Origin of the sequence: Pararobbsia silviterrae (assembly GCF_003628125.1) — a bacterium.
GTDB classification, from domain to species: domain Bacteria; phylum Pseudomonadota; class Gammaproteobacteria; order Burkholderiales; family Burkholderiaceae; genus Pararobbsia; species Pararobbsia silviterrae.
Window position 1 is genome coordinate 112,632 of the sequence record NZ_RBZU01000002.1, and the last position, 26,547, is coordinate 139,178.

Sequence of the window (26,547 nt, forward strand, 5' to 3'; positions counted from 1 at the left end):
TACGGTTACGTTTCGCGGTCCGACGTGCCGGGACGCACCGCGTCGCCGCCGCGCCAGCGGCCCGGCGGCATGCCGAAGCGCGCCGCGAACGCATGCGTCATCGCCGATTGGTCGGCGAATCCGCACGCGAGCGCGATATCGGCGAGGCTTCTGCGGCGCTCGTTCATCATGCGCGCGGCCTGTTCGACGCGTAGCCGAAGCAGATAGCGATGCGGCGTGATGCCGAATTCGGCGACGAAGCGATCGTGGAAGCTGCGCACGCCGCACCCGCAAAACGACGCGAGCGCGGCGATCGACAGCGGTTCGGCGAGATGCGCGCGCAAGTACGCATCGACGCGCGCGAGCGTGAAGCGCTCGGGGTTCGGGTGACCGGCGCCGCTCATGCGTTCGAGCACGGCGTCGCAGAGTCGCGCGGTCGCCTGCCAGTGCGCGAAGCGGTCGGGATTGTCGCGTAGCTGCGCGAGCCTCACGACCCATTGCGCGAACGCCGCGTCGATCGGAATCAGCGAAGGGCGGTCGAACAGTTGCCGGGGCAGCGTCAACGCGTCGACGGGGACGTCGACGATCAGTTGCCGATTGTTCGCGCCGATGCCGAGATAGTCATGACGCGCGCCGACCGGCACGATGACGCCGAGCGTCGGCGCGACGCACGTCGCGAGATGATCGACCTCGAGTTCGAGGCCGCCTTCGATGCCCAGCGCGATCTGGTGATAACTGTCGTGCGAATCGGTGGCGGAGACTTCATCGTAGCTTCGCACGGTCACGAGCGGCGAAGCGTACGGGGAGGTACCGCCTGCCATGATCAGACGTCGAGCAGCTCGACTTCGAACACGAGCGTCGCGTTCGGCGGAATCACGCCGCCCGCGCCCCGCACGCCGTAGCCGAGCTGCGGCGGAATCGTGAGCTTGCGCACGCCGCCGACCTTCATGCCCTGGACGCCTTCGTCCCAGCCGCGGATCACATGACCGGCACCGAGCGGGAACGAAAACGGCTCGTTGCGATCCTTGCTCGAATCGAATTTCTGACCGTCGGTGAGCCAGCCCGTGTAATGCACGCTGACCGTTGCGCCTTTCGTCGCTTCGGCGCCGGTGCCTTCGGTCAGGTCTTCATACTTGAGACCCGAATCGGTCGTAATTGCAGCCATGTTGCGCATCTCCTCAAAATGATCCGCAATGGTACCTCAGCGGACGCGCAGAACCGGCGTGGACGCCCCTATAATCGATCTCGTCGACGCTTGCGAGGACTCCCACCTTGTCCGAATCCACGACCGCTTCCGATATGACACCCGACAGCCGGTCTTCGACGATCGATCCGCCCGCCGCTTCCTCCGTACCCGCCGCGACTCCGCCGGCCATCCCGTCCGAGCGCGCGTTCGCATTCGAACGCGCGGCGCGTGTGCGCGCCGAGTCGCAGGTGTTCGGCCGCGATCATGTCTTGTCGGTCGCTTCGCACGATCTGCGCGGGCCGCTCAACGCGATCCATACCTGGGCGCACGTGCTCGAACGCAAGCTCGGCGACGCCGACCCTTCGATCGGCCGCGCGCTCGCGGGTATCCGCGCGGGTGTCGAACAACAGGTCGGACTCATCGAGAAGATCATCGACGCGCCGCGCATCGCGACGCGTCATCTTGCGATCGTGCGCAGCCGGGCGTCGCTCGCGGCGATCTGCGACGACGTCGTCGCGAACGCGCGGATCACGCTCGGGCCCGGCGATCTGAGCTATGCATGGCAGGGCGACGCGCGCGAGGCCGACGTCGACGCCGAACGTCTGTGGCAGGCCTGGTGGTGTCTGCTTGCGTATGCGCGCGAGCAATCGCAGGCCGCCGCGGGCAACGCGGCGGCTCTGACCGCGATCGGCGCGCCGAGCGATGCCGCCGCGCTGCGCGTGTCGGTCGAGCAGGGCGTGTGCACGACGACGCTGACGTGCGCGGCCGCACCCGCCGAACGCGCGAGCCATGAACATCAGCTCACGCTGCCGCGCCGCGTGGCCGAGGCGCATGGCGGTCAATGCACGTTCGAGTCGAACGACGAAACGGGCGAGCTCACGATCGTGATGGTCTTTCCGCTGACGGGCCGCTAGCGCTTCGAATGCGCGTGAGCGCATGCGGCGTCGTGCACGTCGGACATCTCGCGCATGTCGTGTGATCGATCGAGGCCGCACTCCGATGCCGGGCCGGGCTAGGCACGAGAGGCACGCATCGTATGCGTGACGCGCACGTTCAGCTTCGCCGTGCGACCGGCGTCGTCAACAACGCGACCGGACACGCGTCGAGCATCTCGCGCAGCGCGCGTCGCGGTTGAGCCGCGCGCTCTCGATCCGACGCGATATCGTAGACCGCGCGCCGCAGCGGCTCGGGGACGTCGACATAGGTGTCGGCCCATGTCGCGGGCGTGACGAGCGGCAGGCCGTCATGGCTCGCGATCGACGCGGGCAGATGCGTCGCGACGACGATCGCGGCGTCGCCCGTGTTTCGATCGATGCGGCCGAATGCGATCGCATGCGAGGCGAGCGCGCCGTGAATGTCGAGCGGCAGATAGTCGCCGCCGATGAACAACGCGGGCCGCAACGCGCGCAACGCAAGCGCGCGACGGATCAAGGCGAGCTTGATCGAGCCCGTGCGCCACGTTGCGAGATGCGCCGACGGCGGCGCATCCGATAGCGCGGCCATCCTGCGCGCATAGTCGACCGCGCGACGGTTGTCGGGATCGACGAGCGAGAAATCCCAGAGTTCGGTGCCCTGGTAGAGATCGGGCACGCCCGGACAGCAGACGCGCAGCAGCGTCTGCGCGAGGCTGTTGATCGCGCCTGCAGGCGCGATCGTATCGACGAAACGCGCGAGTTCGGCCACGAAGGCATTGCGCGGATCCGACGACAGGATCGCGCGCAGAAAGTCCTGACACGCGCGTTCGTAGTCGACGTTCGGCGCGAACCAATCGGTGCGGACCTTGGCTTCGCGCAGGGCCTTTTCGAGCCAGCCGGCCGTACGATCCGTCAACGCCGCGACACCCTGCGCGTCGGACGGCGTCAGATCGAGCGGCCACGCGCCGACGAGCGTTTGATAAAGCATCGATTCGACGGCCGCCTCGGGACCGATCGCGACGCTCGCGCCATTCGCGCCGTCGGCCTTGTGCCGCGCATTGAGCGTGCTCCATTGCGTGACGGTCTGCGCCCAGCGTTCGGGAATTTCGCTGAGCACGGCGAGTCGTGCGCGCGCGTCTTCACCGCGCTTGTGATCGTGTGTCGCGGTCGTGAGCCAGGCGCGTGGAAAATCGAGCGCGCGCGATGTCGTCAGCGCATGGAATTGCGCGGACGACATCGCGAGCATCGCGGGCTGCGCGCCGACTTCGTTGCGCGAAATCAGGCGCGCATATCGATAGCACAGCGTGTCCTCGATCGCCTTGGCGGCCGTCGGCGCGGTCAATTGCGAGAACAGGATCAACGCGCTGCGCCGATGCGAGCCCGCGGGCGTCGGGTAGGGCGGCGCCGCGCCCGAGCCGTCCGTGCCCGGCATCGGCGCGCCGCCGAGCCAGCCGTCGAGCCGGTCGAGCAAGGCATGATCGGCGGTGCGCAGCGCGGCCCGCGCGCCTTCGCGCGCGCGCTCGAAAAACACATTGTCTTCGGCGCTGCGCATGCCGCTCTCGGGATACATCCGGTAGACCGGAAAGTGCAGCACGTACTCGACGAGCACGCGCTTGATCGAGGCGAACGTCGCGTCGCGCGTCGTCAGATCGTCGCGCGCGATCCGGTGCAAGGCGCGTGCGCATCGATCGACTTCGGCCGCGAGATTCTCGGCGAGGATCTGACGCTTCGCGCGCAAGGCCTGCTCGTCGAGCGTGAATCGCGATGCGCCGGGCAGCGACGTCCACCATGCATCGAGCGCCGACGCGCCGGCCGCGTCGTGCATGACCATGCCGACCTGATCCATGAAGTCGTAGCCCGTCGTGCCGTCGATCTGCCAGTCGCGCCGCATCGGTTCGTCGTACGCGAGGATTTTTTCGACGACGAGCGTCGCGGGCGTCGCGCGCAGCGCGAGCGGCCGCTCGGCGCGCAAGCCGTCAAGCCGTTGCCGAAGCCGTTGGCAATATTCGCGCGGCTCCGCGAGGCCGTCGACATGATCGATGCGAAGACCGTCGATGAGACCGTCCGCATAGAGCGCGAACATCCGGCCGTGCATCGCTTCGAAGACGTCGGGCCGTTCGACGCGCATGCCGATCAGCGACGAAATATCGAAGAAGCGCCGCCAGTTGACGTCGTCGGCCGCGGTACGCCACGACGCGAGACGGAAATGCTGGCGTTCGAGCAGGCGATGCAGCGCCTCGGGCGACGCATACGCGGCGGCGACGGCATCGAGCGCCTGCGCGTGACGCGCGACGGCCGCGAAGGTCGTGAAGGTCTGCTGGGCCGCGATTGCGCGTGCGCGGTCCTCGGGCTGCGTCGTCAGATGGTCGAACGCGTCGCAGAGCGGCGCGAGCACCGAGACGTCGGCCTGGCGAAGCATCGCCGCGTAGTCGGTCGGGCACACGGGAAAGCGGTGCGGACCGTATTCGACGACGAACTGGCCGCGCTCGGCCGACCACGTGAGCCGGATGTCGCCCGCCTGCAGCGCGTCGCCGTATGCGGTGCCGAGAAACGGCGCGAGCACCTTGCCGCGCAGCGCGGGATCCGGCGAATGCCAGTCGACGTCGAAATGGCGCGCGTATTCGCTATGGCGGCCCCACGCGAGAATGTCGAGCCACCACGCGTTGTGCGCGCCGCCCACGCCCATATGGTTCGGCGCGAAGTCGGCGATCAGGCCCATGCCGTGCGCGCGCAGCCGCTCGACGAGGCGTTCGAGGCCCGCTTCGCCGCCGAGTTCCGCGCTCACGCGCGTGTAGTCGACCGTGTCGTAGCCGTGCATCGACCCCGGCTGTGCGGTCGTGATCGGCGACGCATAGACATGGCTGACGCCGAGCGCGGCGAAATAGTCGACGCGCGCCGCCGCATCGTCGAACGTGAAGTCGCGATGGAATTGAAGGCGCACGGTCGCACGGATCGCAGTCATGAGCTTGAGAACAGACGCCGGATCGCGCGCAGGCGATCCGCGAAGCCCGGTTGTTCGGTCAGCGCATCGAACGGCGCGGCGACACGCCGTCGCCAGTTCGGATGTTCGTCGATCGAACCGGGCAGGTTCGGCTGGTCGGCCAGACCCAGCAGGTCTTCGAGCGGATAGACGACGAGCGGCGACGGCGTGCGCGCGATGAACGCGAGTGCTTCGTCGACGGGCGCGTCGTCGGGCGGCGGCGCATCGGCCGGCGCGACGCCGGCCTTGCGGAACGCATCCCAGAGCAGCGTGCGATCGTGCCGGCGCTCGAGATGCGCGAGCGCGACGGGGTCCTCGCCGCTCGCCAGCCGCGCGGTCTGACCGATCCGGTCGCGCCAGACGATATCGTCGCCGGCCCACCAGCCCGTGACGGTCGGCAGGTCGTGGGTCGTCGTCGTCGCGACCGCGTGTTCGGACCAGCGCTCGGGCGCGATGAATCGATCGACCGGCGGGCCGGCCGGTTCGGCTTCGCTCGGATCGGGCGCGTCCTTCTTGCGTTCGAACCAGAGCACGCGAATGCCGAGCAACTGACTGTCGGCGAGCCGCTCGCGCATGCCGCCGGGCACGGTGCCAAGATCCTCGCCGATCACGATCGCGCGGTGGCGCCACGATTCGAGCGCGATCAGCCGCAGCAGATCGTCGAACGGATAGTGCAGATAGGCGCCGTCGCGCGCGGGCGAACCGTCGGGGACGAGCCATAGGCGTCGCAGTCCGAGGATATGGTCGATGCGCACGCCGCCCGCGTGACGGAACGCGGCGCGCAGCATGTCGAGGAAGGCGCCGAAGCCCTGCGCGACCATGCCGCGCGGCGAGAACGTCGTGAGTCCCCAGGCCTGGCCGACCTGATTGAACAGATCGGGCGGCGCGCCGACGCTCACGCCATGCAGCATCTCGGCCGGATAACTCCACGCGTGGCTGCCCGCGCTGTCGCAGCCGACCGCGAGATCGGCGACGAGGCCGATCGCCATGCCCGAGGCGCGCGCCTGTGCCTGCGCATCCGCGAGGCCGCGCTGCGCGAGCCACTGGAGGAACACGTGGTAGGTGACTTCGCGCGGCATCGGCGCGACGGCGTCCGCGACGGCCGGATGGTTCGGGTCGCGCAGCGCGACGGGCCAGTCGCGCCAGTAGCCCGCATCGGGCGAGATCGCGAGAAACGCGCCCTGGATCGCTTCGAAGCGCGCGTGGTCTTCGAGCGGCTTGCCGCCTTGCGCGCGAAATCTATCGAGTTCACGCAACGGGGCCTCGCCGAAGCGGCCTTCGAGCATTTGCTCGAACAAGCTGCGCAGGATCGCGAGCCGCGCGTGCGCGGCGCGTGGCCAGTCGATCAGCGCGAGCGCTTCGAGCTCCGCGAGCGAGCGTTCGAGACCGAGCGACTGAATCGCCGCGCGCGCGGCGGCCTCGCCGAAGGCGGCGGCCGGATCGATATGTAACACATTGAGGAACAGACGGCTCGACGGCGAATACGGACTGAATTTGTGCGGCTGGGCCGAGAACATCGCGTGGACCGGACTGATCGCGAGCGCATCGCCGCCTTGTGCGCCGACACGCTGCGCGGCGCGCGCGAGCGCGCCATACGTGCCGATGCCGCCGTCGGCGGCTTCGCGCAAGCCATAGAGCTGCGCGCCGATACCCCAGCCGCGCGAGGCCGAGGGCCGGCCCGCGGCGGCCATCGCGTCGGCCACGCCGTAGCAATGACGCGGCGCGATCGCGAGCGTGCATTGCCGGTTGTCGATCGTCAGTGTGTGGTACCCCGTCTCGGCGATCGGCGCGAGGAGCGCGGTTTCGCCGCGCGGCACCGACAGGATGCCCTCGATCGTGCCGCCCTGTTCGAGGTCGATCCGGTAGCGCGTGCCCGTCTTGTGCGTCGACGACGGCAGGGCGATCGCATGATCGACGTCGGCGCTCAGGAGTTTGGGCACGTGGTTGCGCCGTTGCTCGGCTTCGAGCAGCGCGAGGCTGTCGCGCGCCTGCGCGGCGCTCGCGCACGGCAGATCGAGCCGTTCGAGCAAGGTCCGCAGCACATCGTCGGACACGCGCTGCGGGACGTGTTGCGCGTTGTCCCATTCGACCTCGATGCCCGCGCGCGTGGCGAGTTCGGCGAGCAGTTTCGCGCTCGCGGCGCGGGCCGGGCGTGGCGAGTCCGTCATGCGAGCGTCTCCAGAGGGTGGCGAATAAAAGCGTGCAGATCGCCGGTCAGCCAGACGATCGCGGCGTGCGGCGCGAGCGTACGCGCGTCGAGCGTGTCGCGCACGCGATCGGGCGTTTCGAAGATGATGGTGCCGGGCGGCAGATCGCCGAGCGCGAGCGCGGTGTCGCCGAGATTGACGGCGATCGTGAGCACTTCGCCGTCGCCGAGACGCCATTGCGCGCGTACGCCGCCGCCGCGTCCGTTCGAGGCCGGCGCGCCATAGGCGAGCGCGCCGCTGCGTGTCGGCGAATCATGCGCGCCGTGCGACGCATGCGCGCTCGACGCCGCGCTCGGCGCACGCCGCGCGGCGAGCAGCGCGGCGGTTTCACCGTCGGGCGCGGCCGGCTCGACGAGCACGCGCGCGCCGAGCGAACGCGTGCGTTCGAGTCTCGGCGTCAGCAATCGATGACGCACGGCCAGCGCCGCTTGATAGAAATGCCGCCACTCGCGCGCGTCGGATTCGGCCGGATGCGGCTCGCCCGGATGCGACGTGGACCGCGACGATGCCGGTGAGGCAGGTGATGCGTCCGACGTTGCGGCATCGTGTGCGCGCGCCGCGTCGAGCGGCCGCGCGAAGCGCGACTGCTCGAAGGTCGCGCGGTCGTTCGGATCGGGAATCCTCGCGCGCCGCGCGGGGTCCGAAAACGCCGAGAACTTCGCGAATTCCCGCCGTCTGCCCTCGCGTACGGCATCCGCGAGCGGCCCCGTGTAATCCGTGAAGAACAGAAAGGGCTGCGTGCTGCCGAATTCCTCGCCCATGAACAACAGCGGAATCTGCGGCGACAGCAGCATCAGCGCGATCGCGGCGCGCAGCGCGTCGTGATCGGCGAGCCGGGTGAGCCGTTCGCCCATCGCGCGATTGCCGATCTGATCGTGATTCTGCAGAAAGAACACGAACGCGCTCGGCGGTAGCGCGGCGCTCGGTTCGCCGCGCGGATGGCCGTCGTGGAGGACCGACGGCTCACCCTGATAGACGAAGCCCTCGGCCAGCGCGCGCGCGAGCCGGCGCGCGGGCGCCTCGGCATAGGCGCCGTAGTAGCCCTCGGTCTCGCCGGTCAGCATCACGTGCAGCGTGTTGTGGACGTCGTCGTTCCATTGCGCGTCGAAATGGCAGACCTGTCCGCGCGAGCAGCTCAGCAGGCTCGCGAGGTTCTGTTCGTTTTCGAGCACGAGATGGACATGGCGATCGATCTCGATCGAGCGGCGCACGTGCTCGGCCAGCGTACGCAACCACGCCGGATTGCGAATCGCGTGCACGGCGTCGAACCGCAATCCGTCGACGCGATACTCGTGGATCCAGTAAAGCGCGTTTTCGATGAAGAACTGGCCGACCTCGGCCTGATCGAAATCGATCGCGGGTCCCCATGGGGTCGGCGTGTCGTCCTTGAAGAACGCGGCCGCGTAGTCGTGCAGGTAATTGCCGTCGGGACCGAAATGGTTATAGACGACGTCGAGAAACACCTGGATGCCGAGACCATGCGCGGTATCGATCAGCGCTTTGAGGTCGTCGGGTGTGCCGTAGGTCGAATCGGGCGCGAACGGCAGCACGCCGTCGTAGCCCCAGTTGCGCGCGCCGCTGAAGTCGGCGACGGGCATCAGTTCGATGGCCGTGACGCCGAGCGCCGCGAGTTCGGGCAGATAGGCGCCGACGCCGCGATAGCCGCCCATCGCGCCGACATGGATTTCGTAGAGGACCGTTTCGGTCCAGTGGCGGCCGCGCCAGCCCGTGTGCCGCCATTCATACGCATACGGATCGACGACCATGCTCGGCCCGTGCACGTCGTCGGGCTGGAAGCGCGAGGCCGGATCGGGGACCGCGAGGCCGTCGTCGAGCCGGTAGCGATAGCGCGCGCCGGGACCGCAGGCGGCCTCGGCCTCGAACCAGCCTTCGCCCGTGGCCGCCATCGCGATCGTGTCGCCGTCTTCGATCGCGAGCGCGACGTGCTCGCATGACGGCGCCCAGAGACGGAAGCAGGTCGTGTCGTTGCCGATCGGCTGCGCGCCGAACGGCAGCATGTGGCGGTGGCGATGCTGGCGGACGTCGACGGTGCGGTCTGACATGGTGAGCATCCGTGGAGGGGATGGGTTTCGGTCATGCGCGCGCCGGCGCTAGGCGGGCGCGTCCGGCGCGCTGACGCACGCGCCATGCCCGGCCAGCGCGTCGGCGTCCTCGGCCGGTTCGGGCACGCGCGCGCGATCTTCGGATGCGCCGTACGGGGACGCGTCGTGCGCGTGCGCGAGGTCGTGCGGCCGAAGATCGTGCGGCGCCGCGGTCTGCGCCGCATGTCGCGCCGCGCGTGCGCGCTGCGGATCTCGCGCGCGCAGCATGACCACGCTTTGGGCTTCGATCCGGATCGAAGCGACGATCGCGGCGGGCGTGGCGCGCGTCGTGTACGGGGCGTCTCCGGCGTGCGGCAGCGTGTCGGACGCATGCGACATATGCGATTCGGGCGAGGCATGCGCCTCGCCCGAATCGCCCAAGGCCTCCGACCTCCCCGCGACACTGCGCATGCCCGACGGTTCGGCGCTGTCGAGCAGCACGTCCCATTCGAACGCGGGCGCGGGAATCGTGAGCGTGACGGCGTCGCGGCGCGCGTTCAACACGATGAGCAGGACGTCGAGACCGTCGTGATCGTCGGCATCGGCCGTCTGCGACTCGGGCGCGCGCAGCCGTCCCGCGCGCCGGCACACGAGGATCTGTTCGCCCGGCGCCTGCCATTGTTCGGCCGTCGGCGGCTGTCCGTCGGCATTGAACCATTCGATGTCGCGCACACCCGGCAGGATCTCGCGGTCGCCGTAGAGGAAACGCGGCTCGCGCAGCAGATAGTGTTCGCGCCGCAGCCGCGCGAGATGCGCGACGTACTGCGTGAGCGCGACGTTCGCGGGCCGATGCGCGCCGCGCCAGTCGATCCACGAGATCGCGTTGTCCTGGCAATACGCGTTGTTGTTGCCGAGCTGGGTCCGGCCGAACTCGTCGCCCGCGAGCAGCATCGGCGTGCCGAGCGAAATGAACGGCATCGCGAGCATTGCGCGCGCCACGCGCGCGCGCACGGCCGCGATCTCGGGATCGTCCGTCGGGCCTTCGACGCCCCAGTTATGGCTGCAGTTCTCGTTGTGCCCGTCGCGATTGTCCTCGCCGTTCGACTCGTTGTGCTTGTGCGCGTACGCCACGACATCGGCGAGCGTGAAGCCGTCGTGCGCGGCGACGAAGTTGATCGTGGCCCATGGGCGGCGATGGCCGTGATTGAACATCTCGGCCGACCCCGTGATGCGGCTCGCGATGTCGGGGCGTTGCCCTTCGTCGCCGCGCCAGTAGCGGCGCACGCCGTCGCGGAAGCGGTCGTTCCATTCGGCCCAGCCGGGCGGATGCTGGCCTACCTGATAGCCGCCGGGGCCGATGTCCCAGGGCTCGGAGATCAGCTTGAGCCGGTTCAGCACCGGGTCCTGACGCACGGCGTCGAAGAAGCCCGCCCCGGGATCGAAACCGTGCGTCTCGCGGCCGAGCGTCGTGCCGAGATCGAAACGGAAGCCGTCGATGTTGTACGACGTGGCCCAGTGGCGCAGCGAGTCCATGATCATCTGGAGCACGCGCGGATGCGCGGCGTTGATGGTATTGCCGCACCCCGTGTCGTTGACCTGATGCCGTTCGTCGCCTTCGACGAGCCGGTAGTAGTTCGCATTGTCGAGACCGCGCCACGAGAGCGTCGGACCGAGCTCGTCGGCCTCGCACGTGTGGTTGTAGACGACGTCGAGCACGACCTCGATGCCCGCGGCATGCAGCCGCCTGACGGCGACGCGCAGCTCGTTCGTATCGCCGCCCGACAGATAGCTCGTCTCGGGCGCGAAGAACGAGAGCGTGTTGTAGCCCCAGTAATTGCGCAGGCCGCGCGCGAGCAGGAAGCGGTCGTTGACGAACGCATGGATCGGCAGCAGTTCGAGCGTCGTGACGCCGAGCCGTTTGAGATGGTCGATGAACGCGGGCTGGCCGAGCGCGGCGAAGGTCCCGCGCTCAGGCGGCCGCACGTCGTCGCGCAGCATCGAGATGCCGCGCACATGCGCTTCGTAGATGACGGTATCGGTCCACGGCACATTGGGCTTGCGATCGAGCGACCAGTCGAACGCATCGGCCGTCACGATCGACTTCGGCACGGCGGGCGCCGAATCCCGGCGATCCATCGAGAGATCGACGCGATTCGACTGCCGCCGATATCCGAACAAGCTGTCCGACCAATGAACGGGCCCCGACAACTGGCGCGCATACGGATCGACGAGCAGCTTGTGCGGGTTGAAGCGCATGCCGTGCTTCGGGTGATACGTGCCGTACGCGCGGTAGCCGTAGCGCAGGCCCGGTTGCGCGCCGGGCAGATAGCCGTGCCAGACCTCGTCGGTGCACTCGGGCAGCGCGAAGCGCGCGAGTTCCTTGCGCCCGGCCGTATCGAACAGGCAAAGCTCGATCTTCTCGGCATGCGCGGAGAACACCGCGAAATTGACACCGAGTCCGTCCCACGTCGCGCCGAGCGGATAGGGCGCGCCCGCGAGCAAGCGGTCCGCGAACGCATGGCCGCGGTGGCGCGCGGCGTGCGATGCGAGGGCAGCGGGATCGACGTCACTCATGGGCATCCCTTATTCGGCGATCAGGATCAGCGTCGCGAGCGGCGGCAGCACGAGCGTCGCGGAATCGGGCTTGCCGTGCTCGGGCACGGGCTCCGCGTAGATCATGCCGCTATTGCCCATGTTCGAGCCGCCGTAGACGCCCGCGTCGGTATTCATCGCTTCGATCCATCGGCCGCCGCGCGGCAGCCCGATCCGATAGTGTTCGCGCGGCACGGGCGTCATATTGCAGATCGCGACGGCGGCGCGGCCGTGCGCGTCGTAGCGCGCATAGGCGAACACGCTGTTCGACGCGTCGTCGCCGATCAGCCATTCGAAGCCGCCCGGATCCGCATCGCGCGCGTGCAGCGCGGTCTCGTGCTGATAGAGCCGGTTCAGATCGCGTACGACTTTCTGGATGCCGCCGTGCATCGGGTCGTCGAGCAGATGCCAATGCGGCGACTCGTCGTGATTGAACTCGGCGAACTGGCCGAACTCGCCGCCCATGAACAGCAGCTTCTTGCCCGGATGCGTCCACATGAAGCCGAGATACGCGCGCAGGTTCGCGAATTGCTGCCATCGGTCGCCGGGCATCTTGTTGATCAGCGACCCCTTGCCGTAGACGACTTCGTCATGCGAGAGCGGCAGCACGAAACGTTCGGAATACGCGTAGATCATGCCGAACGTCATGTGGTGATGGTGGTGTCTGCGATGGACGGGATCCTCGTGCATGTACTTGAGGGTGTCGTGCATCCAGCCCATGTTCCACTTGTAGTCGAAACCCAGGCCGCCGTCGTGGACCTTCGCGGTGACGCCGGGCCAGGCCGTCGACTCCTCGGCGATCGTGATCGCGCCCTTGACGTGGTGCGCGACCTCCGCGTTGAGCTTGCGCAGGAACGCGATCGCTTCGAGGTTTTCGCGTCCGCCATGGATGTTCGGCACCCACTCGCCGGCCGCGCGGCTGTAGTCGCGATAGAGCATCGAGGCCACCGCGTCGACGCGCAGGCCGTCGACGTGATAGCGCGTGAGCCAGCCGAGCGCCGAGGCGTGCAGATACGCGGCCACCTCGTGGCGGCCGAGGTTGTAGATCATCGTGTTCCAGTCTTTGTGGAACCCCTCGCGCGGATCGGCGTGTTCGTAAAGCGGCGTGCCGTCGAACTCGATCATGCCGTGCGCGTCGTTCGGGAAGTGCGCGGGCACCCAGTCGATGAGCACGCCGAGGCCTTCCTGATGCGCGCGATCGACGAAGCGCGCGAACGCCTCGGGCGAACCGAAGCGCGCGGACGGCGCGAACAGCGACAGCGGCTGATAGCCCCACGAGCCGCCGAACGGATATTCGGCGATCGGCAGGAACTCGACGTGCGTGAAGCCCATGCCCTTCGCATACGGGACGAGCCGCTCGGCCAGTTCATCCCAGTTCAGGCCGCGGCGGCCGTCCTCGGCGACCCGGATCCACGATTCGGCATGCACCTCGTAGATGGCGACGGGCTTGTCGGCCTGCTGGCGTTCGCCGCGCGTCTGCATCCATTCATGGTCGTTCCAGACGAACGGCGTCGCGTCGGCGACGACCGACGCGGTCGCGGGCGGACATTCGGTCTGCTGCGCGCACGGGTCGGCCTTGAGCGGCAGGGTCGCGCCGTTCGGGCCGACGATCTCGTACTTGTAGCGCGCGCCGGGTCCGAGGCGCGGCACGAAGATCTCCCAGACGCCCGCCGAATGTCGCAGGCGCATCGGGTGCCGGCGGCCGTCCCAGCTGTTGAAGTCGCCGACGACCGACACGCGCCGCGCGTTCGGCGCCCAGACCGCGAAGCGCACGCCCCACGTGCCGCCGAGATCGAGATGCCGCGAACCCAGGCATTCGAGTACGGCGGCCGGATCGCTGACCGCGAGCTGATGCAGCCAGTGATCGGAGAGCAGCGCGCCGAACGCATAGGGGTCTTCGGTGATCTGCGTGCCGCCCGGCCATTCGATTTCGAGCAGATAGGCGCGCGGGTCGGCGAGCGGCGCGACGATGCCCGCGAAGAGTCCGTCCGCATGCACGCGTTCGAGCGTGCCCAGGCGCGCATGATCGCCGTCGCGGGCCAGGACGTGGACGGCGTTCGCGTTCGGGAGCATCGCGCGGATCGCGACCGCCGACGGCGGGTGCGCGTCCGCGATCGGGTGTGGGCCGAGCCGCGCGAACGCATCGCCGTGGCGCGCGTGGATCAGCGAATCGATATCCGCCGCATCGAGACCGGCGAACGCGTGATGCTCACTCATCATGACCCTCCAGGCTTTCCTGCCAACTCGGGTGTTCGGTGCGCGTCGGCGGCGTCGTATGCGCGATGCCGAGCACGCGCGCCGCGATCGAGGCGAGGCCGCGCACGGGCAGCCCGAGCCACGTCGGCCGGTTCGCGGCCTCGTAGCAGATCTCGTAGGCCGCTTTCTCGACCAGGAACAAGTCGAGCAACGCGGCCTCGGACTCGGGCGAGACGAACGGCTGCGGCGCGTGCGCGACGGCCTCACGATACCGCACGAGAAACGATTCGCGCGCGGCGCCGCGCAGGCGTTCGAACAATGCGCGCTTGCGATCGGCCGTCGATTGCGGCGCGTCCTCGCTGACCGGCGCGGCAGCCGCGTTCGCATACGAGAGCGAACGCAGCAGGCCCGCGACGTCGCGCAGCGGACTGGCCTTGCGGCGCCGCTGTTCGAGCGTGCGCGCGGGTTCGCCTTCGAAATCGATCAGATAGACGTCGCCGTGCGCGATGAGGATCTGGCCGAGATGGAAGTCGCCGTGGATCCGCGTGCGCAAGGCCTGGATATGGTCGGGCAGCATCGTATCGATCGCGGCGAGCAGCGCGTCGCGTTCGTTGAGCAGCGTGCGCGCGATGAACTGCCCGTCGGGCGCGAGCGTGCCGATCTTGTCTTCGAGGATATTGAGCGCCGTCGCGAGCAGCGCGCGCGTGTCGTCGACCCATTCGCGGACATCGTCGGGCGTCGCGGGTTCGGGCGAGAACGCGGGATCGTCGGTCGGCGTCGCGAGCGCGACATGAAGTTCGCCGAGCCGCTGGCCGATGAGGCCGGCGATCGCACCGTAGCCCGCGACGGCTTCTTCGAATTGCTCGCCGATCGGTCCCTCGGCTTCGGGCGCGATCGTGATCGCGAGTTCGTCGACCATGCGGCGCAGATAGTCGAGCACCCAGTTCCATGCGTCGCCCTGGTTCTCGATGAAGCTTTGCATGATCGCGAGCGTATGCGGCGTGCCGTCGGCCTCGATGCGCACGACTTCGCCATAGAGCTTGCCGGTGTTCGCGTAGCCGAGCTGCGTCAGGTGGCGCGTCATCTCGGCCTCGGGATGAATGCCCGCGACGATGCGCCGCACGATCTTGAGCACGGCGACGTCATGGATGATCAGCGAGCTGTTGCTCTGCTCGGCCGACAGCCAGTTGATCTCGGGCGGATCGCCGAACGCGTCGGGCGGCAGCGCGAGGAACGGCTCGGTCGCCGTGAAGTGGACGTCGCCGTGCGGCGTGCGCGCGACGAGGTGGCGCCGGAACGCGTCGAGATAGGCGTACGCGAGGCCCGGCAGCGAGAACGCATCGGTCACGTAGCCGACGTTGCGGCCGCGCCGCACGCGGGCGAGCGCGAGCTGGCTCACGAGCGGGTTCACGCTCTGCGACGTGTCCCAGTGCACGCCGAGCGGCAGGAAGTAGTGCTCGGCATGACCGTCGCCGATATCGGCCTCGATCTCGCCGAGCATCAGCGGCGAGTCGCGGTCGTTGCCCGCGAGGTCGTGCGGCAACTGCGTCACGTAGTCGATCTTGACGCCGGTCAGCGTCTCGTTCTTCGACGCGAACCAGCGCCGCCGCGCGAGATAACCGGGCAGTACTTCCTGTTCGAGCACGCGCCGATGTTCGGCGGCCGACGGCAGCGGCTCGTAGCCGCGCACGACGAGCGTCGCGAACTCGGGCAATTGTTCGGGCGGCATCGTGCTCCACGCGGGCCGCGCGTGGCTCGGGCACATGAGGAACCAATAGAAGCCGTAGGGCGGCAGCGTCAGCAGATAGGTCAATTGCCCGACGGGCGGGAACGTCGAATCGGCCGTCATCTCGACCGGGATCGAACCCTGGAATTCGGCGAGATCGAGCTCGACCGCCTGCGGCGAACGCCCGAGGTTCGCGACGCAGAGTATCGGCGAGGCGTCCTCGACCTCGCGCACGTACGCGAGGATCTTGCGATTTGCGGGGCGCAGGAAACGGATGCGGCCGCGGCCGAAGGCCGGGTGCGAACGGCGCGTCGCGAGCATGCGGCGCGTCCAGTTCAGCAGCGAATGCGGATCGCGGACCTGCGCCTCGACGTTGACCGCGTCGAAGCCGTAGAGCGAGCCCATGATCGGCGGCAGCACGAGCTGCTCGGGATCGGCGCGCGAGAACCCGCCGTTGCGGTCCGACGACCATTGCATCGGCGTGCGCACGCCGTCGCGATCGCCGAGGTGGATGTTGTCGCCCATGCCGATCTCGTCGCCGTAATAGATGACGGGCGTGCCCGGCATCGACAGCAGCAGCGAGTTGATGAGTTCGATGCGGCGGCGGTCGCGTTCGAGCAGCGGCGCGAGCCGGCGGCGGATGCCGAGATTGAGCCGCGCGCGCCGGTCGCTCGCGTACGTGTTCCACAGATAGTCGCGCTCGCTGTCGGTGACCATTTCGAGCGTGAGTTCGTCGTGGTTGCGCAGGAAGATCGCCCACTGGCTCGTGCTCGGAATATCCGGCGTCTGCCGCATGATGTCGATGATCGGGAAGCGGTCTTCGCTCGCGATCGCCATATAGAGGCGCGGCATCAGCGGGAAGTGGAACGCCATGTGGCACTCGTCGCCGCGCCCGAAGTAATCCTGGACGTCCTCGGGCCACTGGTTCGCTTCGGCGAGCAGCAGCCGGTTCCGGTATTCGGTGTCCATGACCGCGCGGATCTGTTTGAGGATCGCATGCGTTTCGGGCAGGTTCTCGTTCGACGTGCCTTCGCGTTCGACGAGATAGGGCACGGCGTCGAGCCGCAGCCCGTCGACGCCGAGATCGAGCCAGAAGCGCATGATGCTCAGCACTTCCTTGATGACGGCCGGGTTATCGAAATTCAGATCGGGCTGATGCGAGAAGAACCGGTGCCAGTAGTACTCGCCCGCGACGGGGTCGTGCGTCCAGTTCGACGGCTCGGTATCGATGAAGATGATCCGCGTGCCCGCGTACTTCTGATCGTTGTCGGACCACACGTAGTAGTTCCGGTGATTCGATCCCTTCTTCGCGAGCCGCGCGCGCTGGAACCACGGATGCTGGTCCGAGGTGTGATTGATGACGAGCTCGGTGATCACGCGAATGCCGCGCGCATGCGCTTCCTGCACGAACCTGCGGAAGTCGCTGATGGTGCCGTAGTCGGGATGGACGTTGCGGTAGTCGGCGATGTCGTATCCGTCGTCGCGGCGCGGCGACGGATAGAACGGCAGCAGCCAGATCGCATCGACGCCCAGCTCCGCGATGTAATCGAGCTTCGAGATCAGGCCCGGAAAATCGCCGATGCCGTCGTTGTTCGAATCGAAGAACGACTTGATGTGCACCTGATAAATGATCGCGTCCTTGTACCAGACCGGATCATCCTTCAGCAGCGAGACGGGGTTGCGCTTCATCACGGTTCATCCTCCGTGCGACCCGTCCCACTCCGGGGGGCGAATCCGGTAGATGGCGAACGGCAGCACATGCGGGTCGAGCCGGATGCGCTGATGGTGTCCGTGCCAGTCGAAATGCGCGCCGGTGACCTGATCCTCGACGTGCAGCGTGGCATCGTCGGGCAGGCCGAAGCGCGAGAGCGGCACGTCGATCGCCGCTTCCTGGGTCTGGTGAGGGTCGAGATTGATCGCGATCACGAGCACGTTGTTGCGGCTGCGCGTCGCCTTTTCGAAGAAGAGGATCTGGTCGTTGTCGGCCGGCAGGAACGTCAGGCCGTGATAGGTATGCAGCGCCGGGTTCACGCGGCGGATCCGGTTCAGCGTCGCGATCTCGTCGATGATGTGGCCGGGCCGCCGCCAGTCCCATTGGCGCAGTTGGTATTTTTCGGAGTCGAGGTATTCCTCGCTGTTCGGCAGCGCCGCCGATTCGCAGAGTTCGAACCCGCAGTAGACGCCCCAGAGCCCCGAGAGCGTCGCGGCGAGCGCGGCGCGGATCATGAAGCCCGCGCGGCCCGAACGCTGCAGGAAATGCGGATTGATGTCGGGCGTGTTGACGAAGAAGTTCGGCCGGAAGAAGTCCTTGACCTCGGTCGTCGTCAGCTCGGTCAGATAGTCGGTGAACTCGTGTTTCGTCTCGCGCCACGTGAAATAGCTGTACGACTGCGAGAACCCGACCTTCGCGAGCCGGTACATGACGCGCGGGCGCGTGAACGCCTCGGAGAGGAAGATGACCTCCGGATCGCGGCTGCGGATCTCGTCGATCATCCATTCCCAGAACGGCAGCGGCTTCGTGTGCGGATTGTCGACGCGGAAGATCTTGATGCCCGCCTCGACCCAGAACTGGACGATGTCGCGCAGCGCGAGCCAGAGCTCGGGGACCGCGTCCTGCGCGTAGAAGTCGGGATTGACGATGTCCTGATACTTCTTCGGCGGATTCTCGGCGTAACGCAGCGTGCCGTCGGGGCGCCAGGCGAACCAGCTCGGATGGTCCTTGAGCCAGGGGTGATCGGGCGAGCACTGGATCGCGAAGTCGATCGCGAGTTCGAGGCCGTGCGCATGCGCGGCGTCCATCAGCGTGCGGAAATCGTCGAAGGTGCCGAGTTCGGGATGCAGGGCGGTATGGCCGCCTTCGGCCGAGCCGATCGCATACGGGCTGCCGACGTCGTCGGGCAGCGCCTTCAACGCATTGTTCTTGCCCTTGCGGTTCGCGCGCCCGATCGGATGGATCGGCGGGAAATAGAGCACGTCGAATCCCATGTCGCGGATCGCGGGCAGCCGCTCGATGACATCGATCAGCGTGCCGTGCCGGTGCGGATCGTTCGACATCGAGCGCGGAAACAGCTCGTACCAGCTTGCGAACCGCGCGGCCGAGCGCTCGGCCTCGACTCGCAGCACGCGATCGTGGCGCGCCGCGAACGGCCGCAGCCGCGACGCCGCGAGCAGCCGCGCGGTCGATTCGGCGAACACGAGTTCGGTCCGGCGCGCGGTGTCCGCCTTCTCGAACGCGGCCGCGAGGTGCTGGAGTTCGAGGACGAGCGGCGTGTCGTGCGCGGCCGCCGTCTCGCTCGCGCCGGCCGCCGCCGCCGCGAAGTCCGCGGCCTGGCGGATCAGGATCCGCGCTTCCTCGAGTTCGACGTCGATCGCCTGATCGGCATGCCGTTTCTTTTCGGCATGCTCGGCGAGCGTCGCATACGCATCGCGCCACGCTTCGATCGTGAACTCGTGGCGGCCCAGGCGCGTGAGCGGGATCGTGGCGGTCCAGTGATCGTTGCCGACGAATTCGAGCGGCGTTTCGTTCCACTCGGCATGGTCGGCCGCGCGCCAGAGCACGACGGCCGCGAGCACGTCGTGTCCGTCCATGAAGATGTCGGCCGACACGCGCAGTTGGTCGCCGACCACGCGTTTGACCGCGAACCGCCCGTCGTCGACGCACGGCTGCACGTGCTCGATGATCACGCGCGGCGCGTGCGCGGCTTCGAGCGCGCGTTTGCGCTCGGCGGTCTTCTGGCCGCGTTTGGCGGGCGCCGCGCCGAGGATCGGCGCATCGCGCTTGCCGAGCATCACGCGGGCCTCGCCGGGCGCGAGCGTGTACCACGGCAGATGCGGCGGTGCTTCGGTGTCGGGCGCGTCGATCGGCACGTAGCGCGTGAAGCCGCCGGGTACGTCGACGAGAAACCGGTCGGGCATCGCGGTCGCGGGCCGCGACAGGTCGGCGTTGATCGTCGCGAGGACGGCGTGCGTCGAGCGGCGCGCATCGGGGCTCGTCGAGCGCAGCAGCGCCGCGACGTCGGAACCCGGCCCGCCGAGCGCCGCGATCGCGCCGACCGTATGGAGCGCGGGCGACGTGCGATGACGCGCGTTCGCGGCGGCGATGTGGCCGCTGAGATCGAACAGCGGCGTCTGCGCGGCGTGCTCGCCGCGTGTCGCCGCGCTGCCCGTGAGCGGCGCGGCCAGCGCGGCGCCCGTCTCGAAGCCGAGCGGCATCAGCACGCCCGTGCCGAGCGCGATGCAACTGTCATAGGCGCGCCGGTATGCGCGCTCGATATGGACGGCATCGGCGCCGCCGAAGTCGTGCCGCAGCCGCGCGCCCAGAGGCTCCTCGGGAAACGCGATCGGCGAGGCGACGCGCGCGAGCGCCGCGTGCTCGTCGATGAACCAGGCCGAGCGGTAGTCCCACCAGCGCAATGACGAGAACACCGCGCTGAAGCCGCCGTCGGCGAGCGACGAGACCTCGTCGCGCGAGAGACCCGGCGTCCAGGCGAGCGTATGCAGGGCCGGATGCCGCGCGCGGACCGTGCCGCCGAGCCGGCGCCAGACGTGCGCGGGCACGCCGTGCGGGGCGAAGAAGCGAAAGCCCGCGACGCCGGCGTCGGCGAATGCGCCGAGTTCGGCGCTCCACCATTCGGTCCATTGAGCGGACGTCTCGGGGTCGTTGAAGTTCGCGAACGCGATCTCCGATTCGCGCGGCGCGCGGCGCGGGTCGAGCCGTGCGTGCGCCGTCTCGAACGCATGGAACCAGTGCATGTGCTGGTGGTAGAACACGCTGTCCGAGGCGAAGGCCTCGATCATCAGATCGACGAGCAGCGCGAGGCCGCGTTCACGCGCGAGGCCGCTGAGTTCGGCGAGTACCTCATGCGAGTCGCGCTCGGTCTCGAAGACCGGGTGCACGCGGCGATAGTCGGCGCTGACGAGGATATTGCCGGCCCGTCCGGGTTGAAACGGGGGCGCGATCAGCACATGGTCGAAGCCCATCGCGGCGGCGCGGTCGAGCCACGGCGGCCATGCATCGACGGGACCGATCAGCAGCGGGTTCAGATAGGCAATACGTGGCGCAAACGCGGGATTGAGTTCCATCGGTCATCGATTTCCAGATTGCGGCCGCGGACCTGACGCATCCGCGGGATGCGTATCGGGAGGTGGCCGCCGATTGGTTCGGAGTCGCGAGCGACACAGATGACGAGCACGGAGCAAGACGCGGGCCGCGCATCGCGCAGCCCGCTCATGAAACAGCTTAGGCGGTTTGAGCGAAAACGACGTCGGCGTTTTCCGGCTGGGCGGTGCGCGCGGCGGCCACGCGCGGCGCGGGCGCGGATTTGGACCGCGCGGGCGCCGTGCGAGGCGCGGCCGGTGGCGCGTGACGCGCGGGCTTGACCGTAGTCAACGTTGCATAGACCGCGACATATTGCGCAACCGGCCGGGCCCAGCCGTGGTCGCCGCGCATCGCGTTGCGCTGGAGTTCGCGCCAGAGCGCGGGGCGCACGAACGCGTCGAGCGCGCGCGCGACGGCCGCGGCCATCGCGTACCGGCTTTCGCCGTCGAACAGAAAGCCCGTCGGCGCGGGCGCGAGCCGCGAGAGCGTCTCGCCGAGCGTACGCACGCCGTCGACGCGGATCAGCATCGGATTGATCGCATCGCCGGGATCGCGGCAATCGACGATCGTATCGGCGAGCCCGCCGACGCGCGAGGCGACCGGAATCGTGCCGTAGCGCATCGCGTAGATCTGGGCGAGGCCGCAGGGCTCGAAGCGGCTGCCGTGCAGCAGGATGTCGGCGCCCGCGTGCAGCATGTGCGCGCGCTGCTCGTCGAAGCCGATATAGAGGCCGATACGGTCGGGCCATTGCTGCGCGAGATGCCGCAGTGCCGCCTCGATGCCGTGATCGCCCTGGCCGAGGATCGCGAACTGGAGCCGCGGATACCGTTCGAGCAGCATCGGAATCGATTCGATCGCGAGATCGGCCATCTTCTGCGTCGTGAGCCGGCTGCCCATCGCGACAATCGGCGCGAACGGATCGTTCGGAAGCCCGAACAGTTGCTGGAGACCGCGCTTGCACAGATGCTTGCCGCGCATGTCTTCGTTCGAATAAGACGCCGGAATCATCGGATCGCCGGCCGGATTCCACATCTCCATGTCGATGCCGTTCGTGATGCCCGCGAGCTTGTGCCGGTTCGCGGCGACGACGCCCTCCATTCGGTGGCCGAAGCGTTCGGTCAGGATTTCGCGCGCGTAGGTGTCGCTGACGGTCGTCACGCGGTCGGCGAACTGGATGCCGGCTTTCATGAAACTCAGCTCGCCGTAGAACTCGATGCCGTCGACGCCGAGCACATGATCGGGGATGCCGAGTTGCCCGGCCATCCACATCGGATAGTTGCCCTGGAACGCGAGGTTATGGATCGTGAAGACCGAGCGCGCCTGCGTCGTGCCCGCATTGCGTGCCTGCGCGATCAACAATGGGACGAGACCCGCGTGCCAATCATGTGCATGCACCACGTCCGGACGTGCGACGCCGCGCACGCCCGACGCGATGCGCACCGCCGCGTGCGAGAGCGCGGCGAAGCGCAGCGCGTTGTCGGCATAGTCGTTGCCGTGCTCGTCCTGATAGAAACCGGTGCGTGCATAGAGCGCATCGTGCTGGAGCAGCAGCACCGGTGCGTTCGAATCGGGCATCCTCGCGCGGTAGAGCGCACCGTCACCGCCGGGCAGCCCCGGCAGCGCGCAAACCCGCGTCACGCCTTTGGCGCGCGCGAATGCGCATGGATAGCCGGGCATCAGGATCGTCGCTTCGACGCCCGCATCGCGCGCGGCCGCCGCGTAGGCACTGACCATGTCCGCGAGACCGCCGGTCTTCGCAAGCGGCATGGCTTCTGACGTAACCAACAGGACGCGTAATGACAAGATAGGCTCCGAACAGGTGCTCGATATCGCGTGAGCCGCGTCGCAGATCGCGCGGGAGTCCGGACATCGATCAAGGAGGAGGGAGGCAACCGTCGATTTTTAGCAAGCTATGTGCCACAAGGGGCGCACAGAGGCTGCCGGACGCGTGTCTGGCGAGGGTGCCGGACCAATAAGGAAACAGGCTTACGAAATGCCGGCATCGAAGCGTCACGCCGTATCGAGCTTCGGCAACGGACGTGACGCATGCGTGTAAATCGCGGCCGGAGTAACAGCTTTTTACAATTTCGGGCGCGTGTGCATCAGCTTCCCGGGTTCACGAGACCCGCCGCGATATTGATCGACAAGGCGAGAATGCTCGCGTTGAAGAAGAACGCGAGCACCGATTGCGCGAGCGCCGTGCGGCGTATCGCGGAGCCGCGCAGCGCGACGTCGGACGTTTGCGAGGCGACGGCGATCGTGAACGAAAAGTAGAGGAAGTCCCAGAAATCGGGCTGCGGATCGCGCTCGGGAAAGATCAGCGCGCGCTGGTCGTCGGGCGAGCCGTAGTAGAGCCGCGCGTAGTGCATCGAAAACAGTGTCGGAATCAGTGCCCAGGCGCCGACGACGGTCAGCGCGGACAGCGCGATATGCGTGACGCTCAGCGGCGTGTTCGGCGCGCGCGCCGTCGCGAGTTCGAGCACGATCGCGGCGATGCTCGCGAGCGCGGCGACGCTGAAGATCACGAGCGTCGCGACCGCGTTTTCGTCTTCGCGCGCCGCGTAGCGCTGCATCGCGTCGCTGTCCATGCGCGGCGCCATCTCGATCATGACGAGCGCGAGATACGCGTAGACCGCGACGTTCCAGCCGATCAGCGCGCGCTGCGCGGCCGACAGAGGGCTGGGCAGCACGAGCGCCACGAGCGCGCCGAGCACGAGGCCGATATAGAGGCGGGGGCGCAGCATGAAGGCGTTCTTGAGCCAGCGCATGGTGTTCCTTTCAAATGGGCGTCGTGTCGAACGGGCGCCGTTTCAATGGGTGTCGTTGCAAAGGGTGCCAGACCCGGACCGCTCCGCGCGAACGGGGCGGGACGTCATCGTGCCGGGCATCGGCGCGCGCGCCAAGTCCTTTGCAAAGCCTGCATTTTTCCAGCGCATACGATCATTCGGAGAATGGGCCCACTATCATTCAATTTGTTCGAGCAAGATTGCGGCGTGAAAGCACGCCCCAGGGAAACGTATTGTGAAGAGTGCGGCGTTGTATCGCCCTGTCAGACGGCTGCCCGCGAACCGGCGCGGGCGCGATTTCATCATCGGCGATCTCCACGGTCATACGGGCGCGCTCCGCCATTTGCTGCGCGATGTCGCGTTCGATCCGGCGGAGGACCGCCTGCTGTCGGTCGGCGATCTCGTCGATCGCGGCGATCATTCGGCGCAGGCGATCGGCCTGCTCGACATGCCCTGGTTTCATAGCGTGCGCGGCAATCATGAAGACATGCTGATCGCCGTCGTCGACGGCCTGCTCGATTTCGAGGGCTGGGCGAAGGTCGGCGGCGAGTGGGCGCGCGAGGTGCCGCGCGAGATCCTCGCGGGCTATGCCGAGCGGCTGCGCGTGCTGCCGCTCGCGCTGATCGTGGGCAGCGAGCACGAGCGATTCAACATCGTGCATGCGGAGTTCTTCGGCGACGATCGCGCACTCGATGTGGGCCACTTCAGCGATCACGTGCGTCAACGGCTGCTCTGGGGGCGGCAGCTCGTCGGGGGCACCGCGCCGGGCACGGCCGCGGCGCTGCACGCGGGCCTGTCGACCACGTATTGCGGCCATACGCCGGTCGAGCGCGTCACGCGCATCGGCGCGCAGGTGTTTATCGACACGGGGGTGTTCACGCGCACGGGCGAGCTGACGATCGTCGAACATGCGACGGGCGTGACGCGCTCGATCGCGCCCGCGCAGGCCGCCGCGGCGGGCGCCGACGACTGGCCGTGGCCGGCTGCCGATCAGGCTTCGGCGTCGGCCATGCGCACGCACAGCGGCAACTGAACCGCCTTGCCGCCGTCGAGCACCCAGAGGCCGCCGCCGCCGTGCTTCGCGCTGCGCTTGGCGAGCGCGGCCGCCGAGGCGACGTCCTCGGGACGGCTATAGCTGTCGGGCGCGATGCGTACCGCGCCGATCGTGAGCGTCGTCAACGGGAAGAACGACGGGTTGCCGTGCCGGTCCTCGGCTTCGATGCCGCCGGCCTTGAGCGCCGCCTCGTCGAACATCGTCAGGGCATGCTCGTTGAACGTCGTGATGATCTGCGCGCAGCGCGAATCCCAGTCCGCGCTCTGGAACAGCACGACGAAGTCGTCGCCGCCGACGTGGCCGACGAAATCGCGTCGCGCATCGCAATTCGCCGAAATCACGCCCGCCGCCAGCCGGATCATTTCGTCGCCGCGCCAATAACCGTATTGATCGTTATAGGGCTTGAAGTGATTGAGATCGCAGTAGCAGGCCGTGAACGACACGCGCGCGGTCAGCAGACGCGCGATGTGCTCGCTGATCGGAATGTTGCCCGGCAGGAAGGTGAGCGGATTCGCATGCCGCGCGGCTTCGATGCGCACTTCGGTCACGGCCTTGACGAGCTGCTCGCCCGTGCCGAGGCCCAGATAGCGGCCGGCTTCCGTGATGATGAAGCCCGAACTCAGATAGCGCTGGTCGCCCGAGACGAGGATCGACGTCAGTTGTTCGAACGTCTGGTGCTTGTCGACGAGAATCGGGCTCGGGTCCATAAAGGCCGTGCACGCGCGCTTGCCGAACAGTTCCTTGTGATACGGGTGCGTATAGCGGTCGATGAAATCCCGGCGATTGATGAGGCCCAGCGGCTTGCCGTCGGGCGCGACGACCGCGAGCGCCTGAAGGTCCGCGCGGTCGTGGAAGATGCGCACGAGTTCGTCGTTGGGCATCTTCGGGCTGATCGCGGGCGCGTCGATCACGAGCTTCTCGGCAGAGAAGTGCGTATGGGCGACCTTGCGCAGCGCCGGGTAGACGACGATGTCGCGATTCGCGAGGACTTCGCGCGCCGGCTCGGCGATCGCGCGCGTCGCCTCGGCGTGCGGGCGGCCGAGCAGATAGCCTTGCGCGTAGACGATGCCGAGATCGCGGATGATCTCGAGTTCCTCGGCCGTCTCGATGCCTTCGGCGACCAGACGCGTTCCAAACGTTTCCGCGAGATGGAGCATGGCCTTGAAGGTCTGGACCTTTGCCGCGTGCGTGTCGATCTCGCGCGAGAAATAGCGGTCGATCTTGACGATCTCGGGCCGCAATTCGGACCAGAGACGCAGGCTCGAGCGACCGTCGCCGAAATCGTCGAGCGCGATTTGCACGCCCTGCGCGCGCAGCGACTCGACCATGCGCGGCAGCGCGTCGACGTGATGGACCTGGTCGTGTTCGGTCAGCTCGATGACGAGGTCGCCGAGCGGCATGTCGGCGCGTTCGAACAGCTGGTCGAGATGGCTGTCGCCGTGCCGGACGTAGTGGTCGACGAGAAACGTCGCGCTCAGATTGATGAACAGCTTCGCGCGCCCCCCGGCCGCGCGATACCCCGCGATACCCGTGTTCGCGGCCGCGAATTCGAGCTCGTTGAGGCAGCCCTCCGCGCGCGCCATGGCGAACAGCACGTCGGGCATTTGGCACGCCGTCTGGGCGGGCCCGCGAATCAGGCTTTCGTGGCCGTAGATTGCGTGCTCGGCCAGATTGACGATCGGTTGGTATACCGGCGTCAGCAGACGTTCCCCGAGAATCGTCTGCAGCGTGAGGCTTGAAGGCGGAAAAGCGGTGGTCACGGTGTTGTATTTGTTCTGGATTTAAGC

General features: G+C 67.8%; 14 protein-coding genes. 2 read left to right on the plus strand and 12 right to left on the minus strand.

All coding sequences use genetic code 11. From position 1 onward, the window contains the following. Window positions 1-5: 5 nt before the first annotated feature. Window positions 6-800, minus strand: a complete 795-nt coding sequence (locus D7S86_RS05945) for an AraC family transcriptional regulator (RefSeq protein WP_121084543.1) — start codon at window positions 798-800, stop codon at window positions 6-8. A gap of 2 nt (window positions 801-802) precedes the next feature. Further along, the gene (locus tag D7S86_RS05950; RefSeq protein WP_121085232.1) at window positions 803-1,144 is read right to left on the minus strand and encodes an FKBP-type peptidyl-prolyl cis-trans isomerase; all 342 of its coding nucleotides are present in this window, start codon (window positions 1,142-1,144) and stop codon (window positions 803-805) included. A gap of 107 nt (window positions 1,145-1,251) precedes the next feature. Here D7S86_RS05950 and D7S86_RS30105 point away from each other — a divergent pair, with 107 nt between their 5' ends. Further along, window positions 1,252-2,079 (plus strand): sensor histidine kinase, encoded by an 828-nt coding sequence (locus D7S86_RS30105; RefSeq protein WP_240648007.1) that lies wholly within the window; start codon window positions 1,252-1,254, stop codon window positions 2,077-2,079. A 139-nt stretch (window positions 2,080-2,218) separates the two neighbouring features. Here D7S86_RS30105 and treY read toward each other — a convergent pair whose 3' ends face one another. The 9 genes from treY to D7S86_RS06000 all read right to left on the minus strand — a co-directional run bounded on the left by treY (window position 2,219) and on the right by D7S86_RS06000 (window position 23,688). Further along, window positions 2,219-5,041, minus strand: a complete 2,823-nt coding sequence (treY, locus tag D7S86_RS05960; RefSeq protein ID WP_121084545.1) for a malto-oligosyltrehalose synthase — start codon at window positions 5,039-5,041, stop codon at window positions 2,219-2,221. Continuing rightward, window positions 5,038-7,227: a 4-alpha-glucanotransferase gene (gene malQ / locus D7S86_RS05965; protein ID WP_121084547.1), complete on the minus strand. Its 2,190-nt coding sequence runs from the start codon at window positions 7,225-7,227 to the stop codon at window positions 5,038-5,040. The genes treY and malQ overlap by 4 nt, the downstream gene beginning before the upstream one ends. Further along, window positions 7,224-9,329 (minus strand): malto-oligosyltrehalose trehalohydrolase, encoded by a 2,106-nt coding sequence (gene treZ / locus D7S86_RS05970; RefSeq protein ID WP_147432237.1) that lies wholly within the window; start codon window positions 9,327-9,329, stop codon window positions 7,224-7,226. Before treZ ends, malQ begins: the two co-directional genes overlap by 4 nt. 48 nt (window positions 9,330-9,377) lie before the next feature. Beyond that, window positions 9,378-11,882 (minus strand): glycogen debranching protein GlgX, encoded by a 2,505-nt coding sequence (glgX, locus tag D7S86_RS05975; RefSeq protein ID WP_121084551.1) that lies wholly within the window; start codon window positions 11,880-11,882, stop codon window positions 9,378-9,380. 9 nt (window positions 11,883-11,891) lie between these two features. After that, window positions 11,892-14,117, minus strand: a complete 2,226-nt coding sequence (gene glgB, locus D7S86_RS05980; RefSeq protein ID WP_121085233.1) for a 1,4-alpha-glucan branching protein GlgB — start codon at window positions 14,115-14,117, stop codon at window positions 11,892-11,894. Then, window positions 14,110-17,511, minus strand: a complete 3,402-nt coding sequence (treS, locus tag D7S86_RS05985) for a maltose alpha-D-glucosyltransferase (protein WP_121084553.1) — start codon at window positions 17,509-17,511, stop codon at window positions 14,110-14,112. The genes glgB and treS overlap by 8 nt, the downstream gene beginning before the upstream one ends. A gap of 6 nt (window positions 17,512-17,517) precedes the next feature. Continuing rightward, the gene (locus tag D7S86_RS05990) at window positions 17,518-20,904 is read right to left on the minus strand and encodes a maltotransferase domain-containing protein (RefSeq protein ID WP_121084555.1); all 3,387 of its coding nucleotides are present in this window, start codon (window positions 20,902-20,904) and stop codon (window positions 17,518-17,520) included. 157 nt (window positions 20,905-21,061) lie between these two features. After that, the gene (gene glgA / locus D7S86_RS05995; protein WP_121084557.1) at window positions 21,062-22,723 is read right to left on the minus strand and encodes a glycogen synthase GlgA; all 1,662 of its coding nucleotides are present in this window, start codon (window positions 22,721-22,723) and stop codon (window positions 21,062-21,064) included. 299 nt (window positions 22,724-23,022) lie between these two features. After that, a complete protein-coding gene (locus D7S86_RS06000) occupies window positions 23,023-23,688 on the minus strand; it encodes a DUF1345 domain-containing protein (protein ID WP_121084559.1) in 666 nt (221 codons plus the stop codon). Between the two features lie 268 nt (window positions 23,689-23,956). On the opposite strand from D7S86_RS06000, the gene D7S86_RS06005 reads away from it, so the two are divergent. Beyond that, complete coding sequence (locus D7S86_RS06005) at window positions 23,957-24,739, plus strand: metallophosphoesterase (protein WP_121085234.1); 783 nt, start codon at window positions 23,957-23,959, stop codon at window positions 24,737-24,739. On the opposite strand, the gene D7S86_RS06010 is transcribed toward D7S86_RS06005, so the two are convergent. Continuing rightward, window positions 24,697-26,520, minus strand: coding sequence for a GGDEF domain-containing protein (locus tag D7S86_RS06010; RefSeq protein ID WP_121084561.1), 1,824 nt, complete (start codon window positions 26,518-26,520; stop codon window positions 24,697-24,699). The two genes, D7S86_RS06005 and D7S86_RS06010, sit on opposite strands and share 43 nt — an antisense overlap. Window positions 26,521-26,547 lie beyond the last annotated feature (27 nt).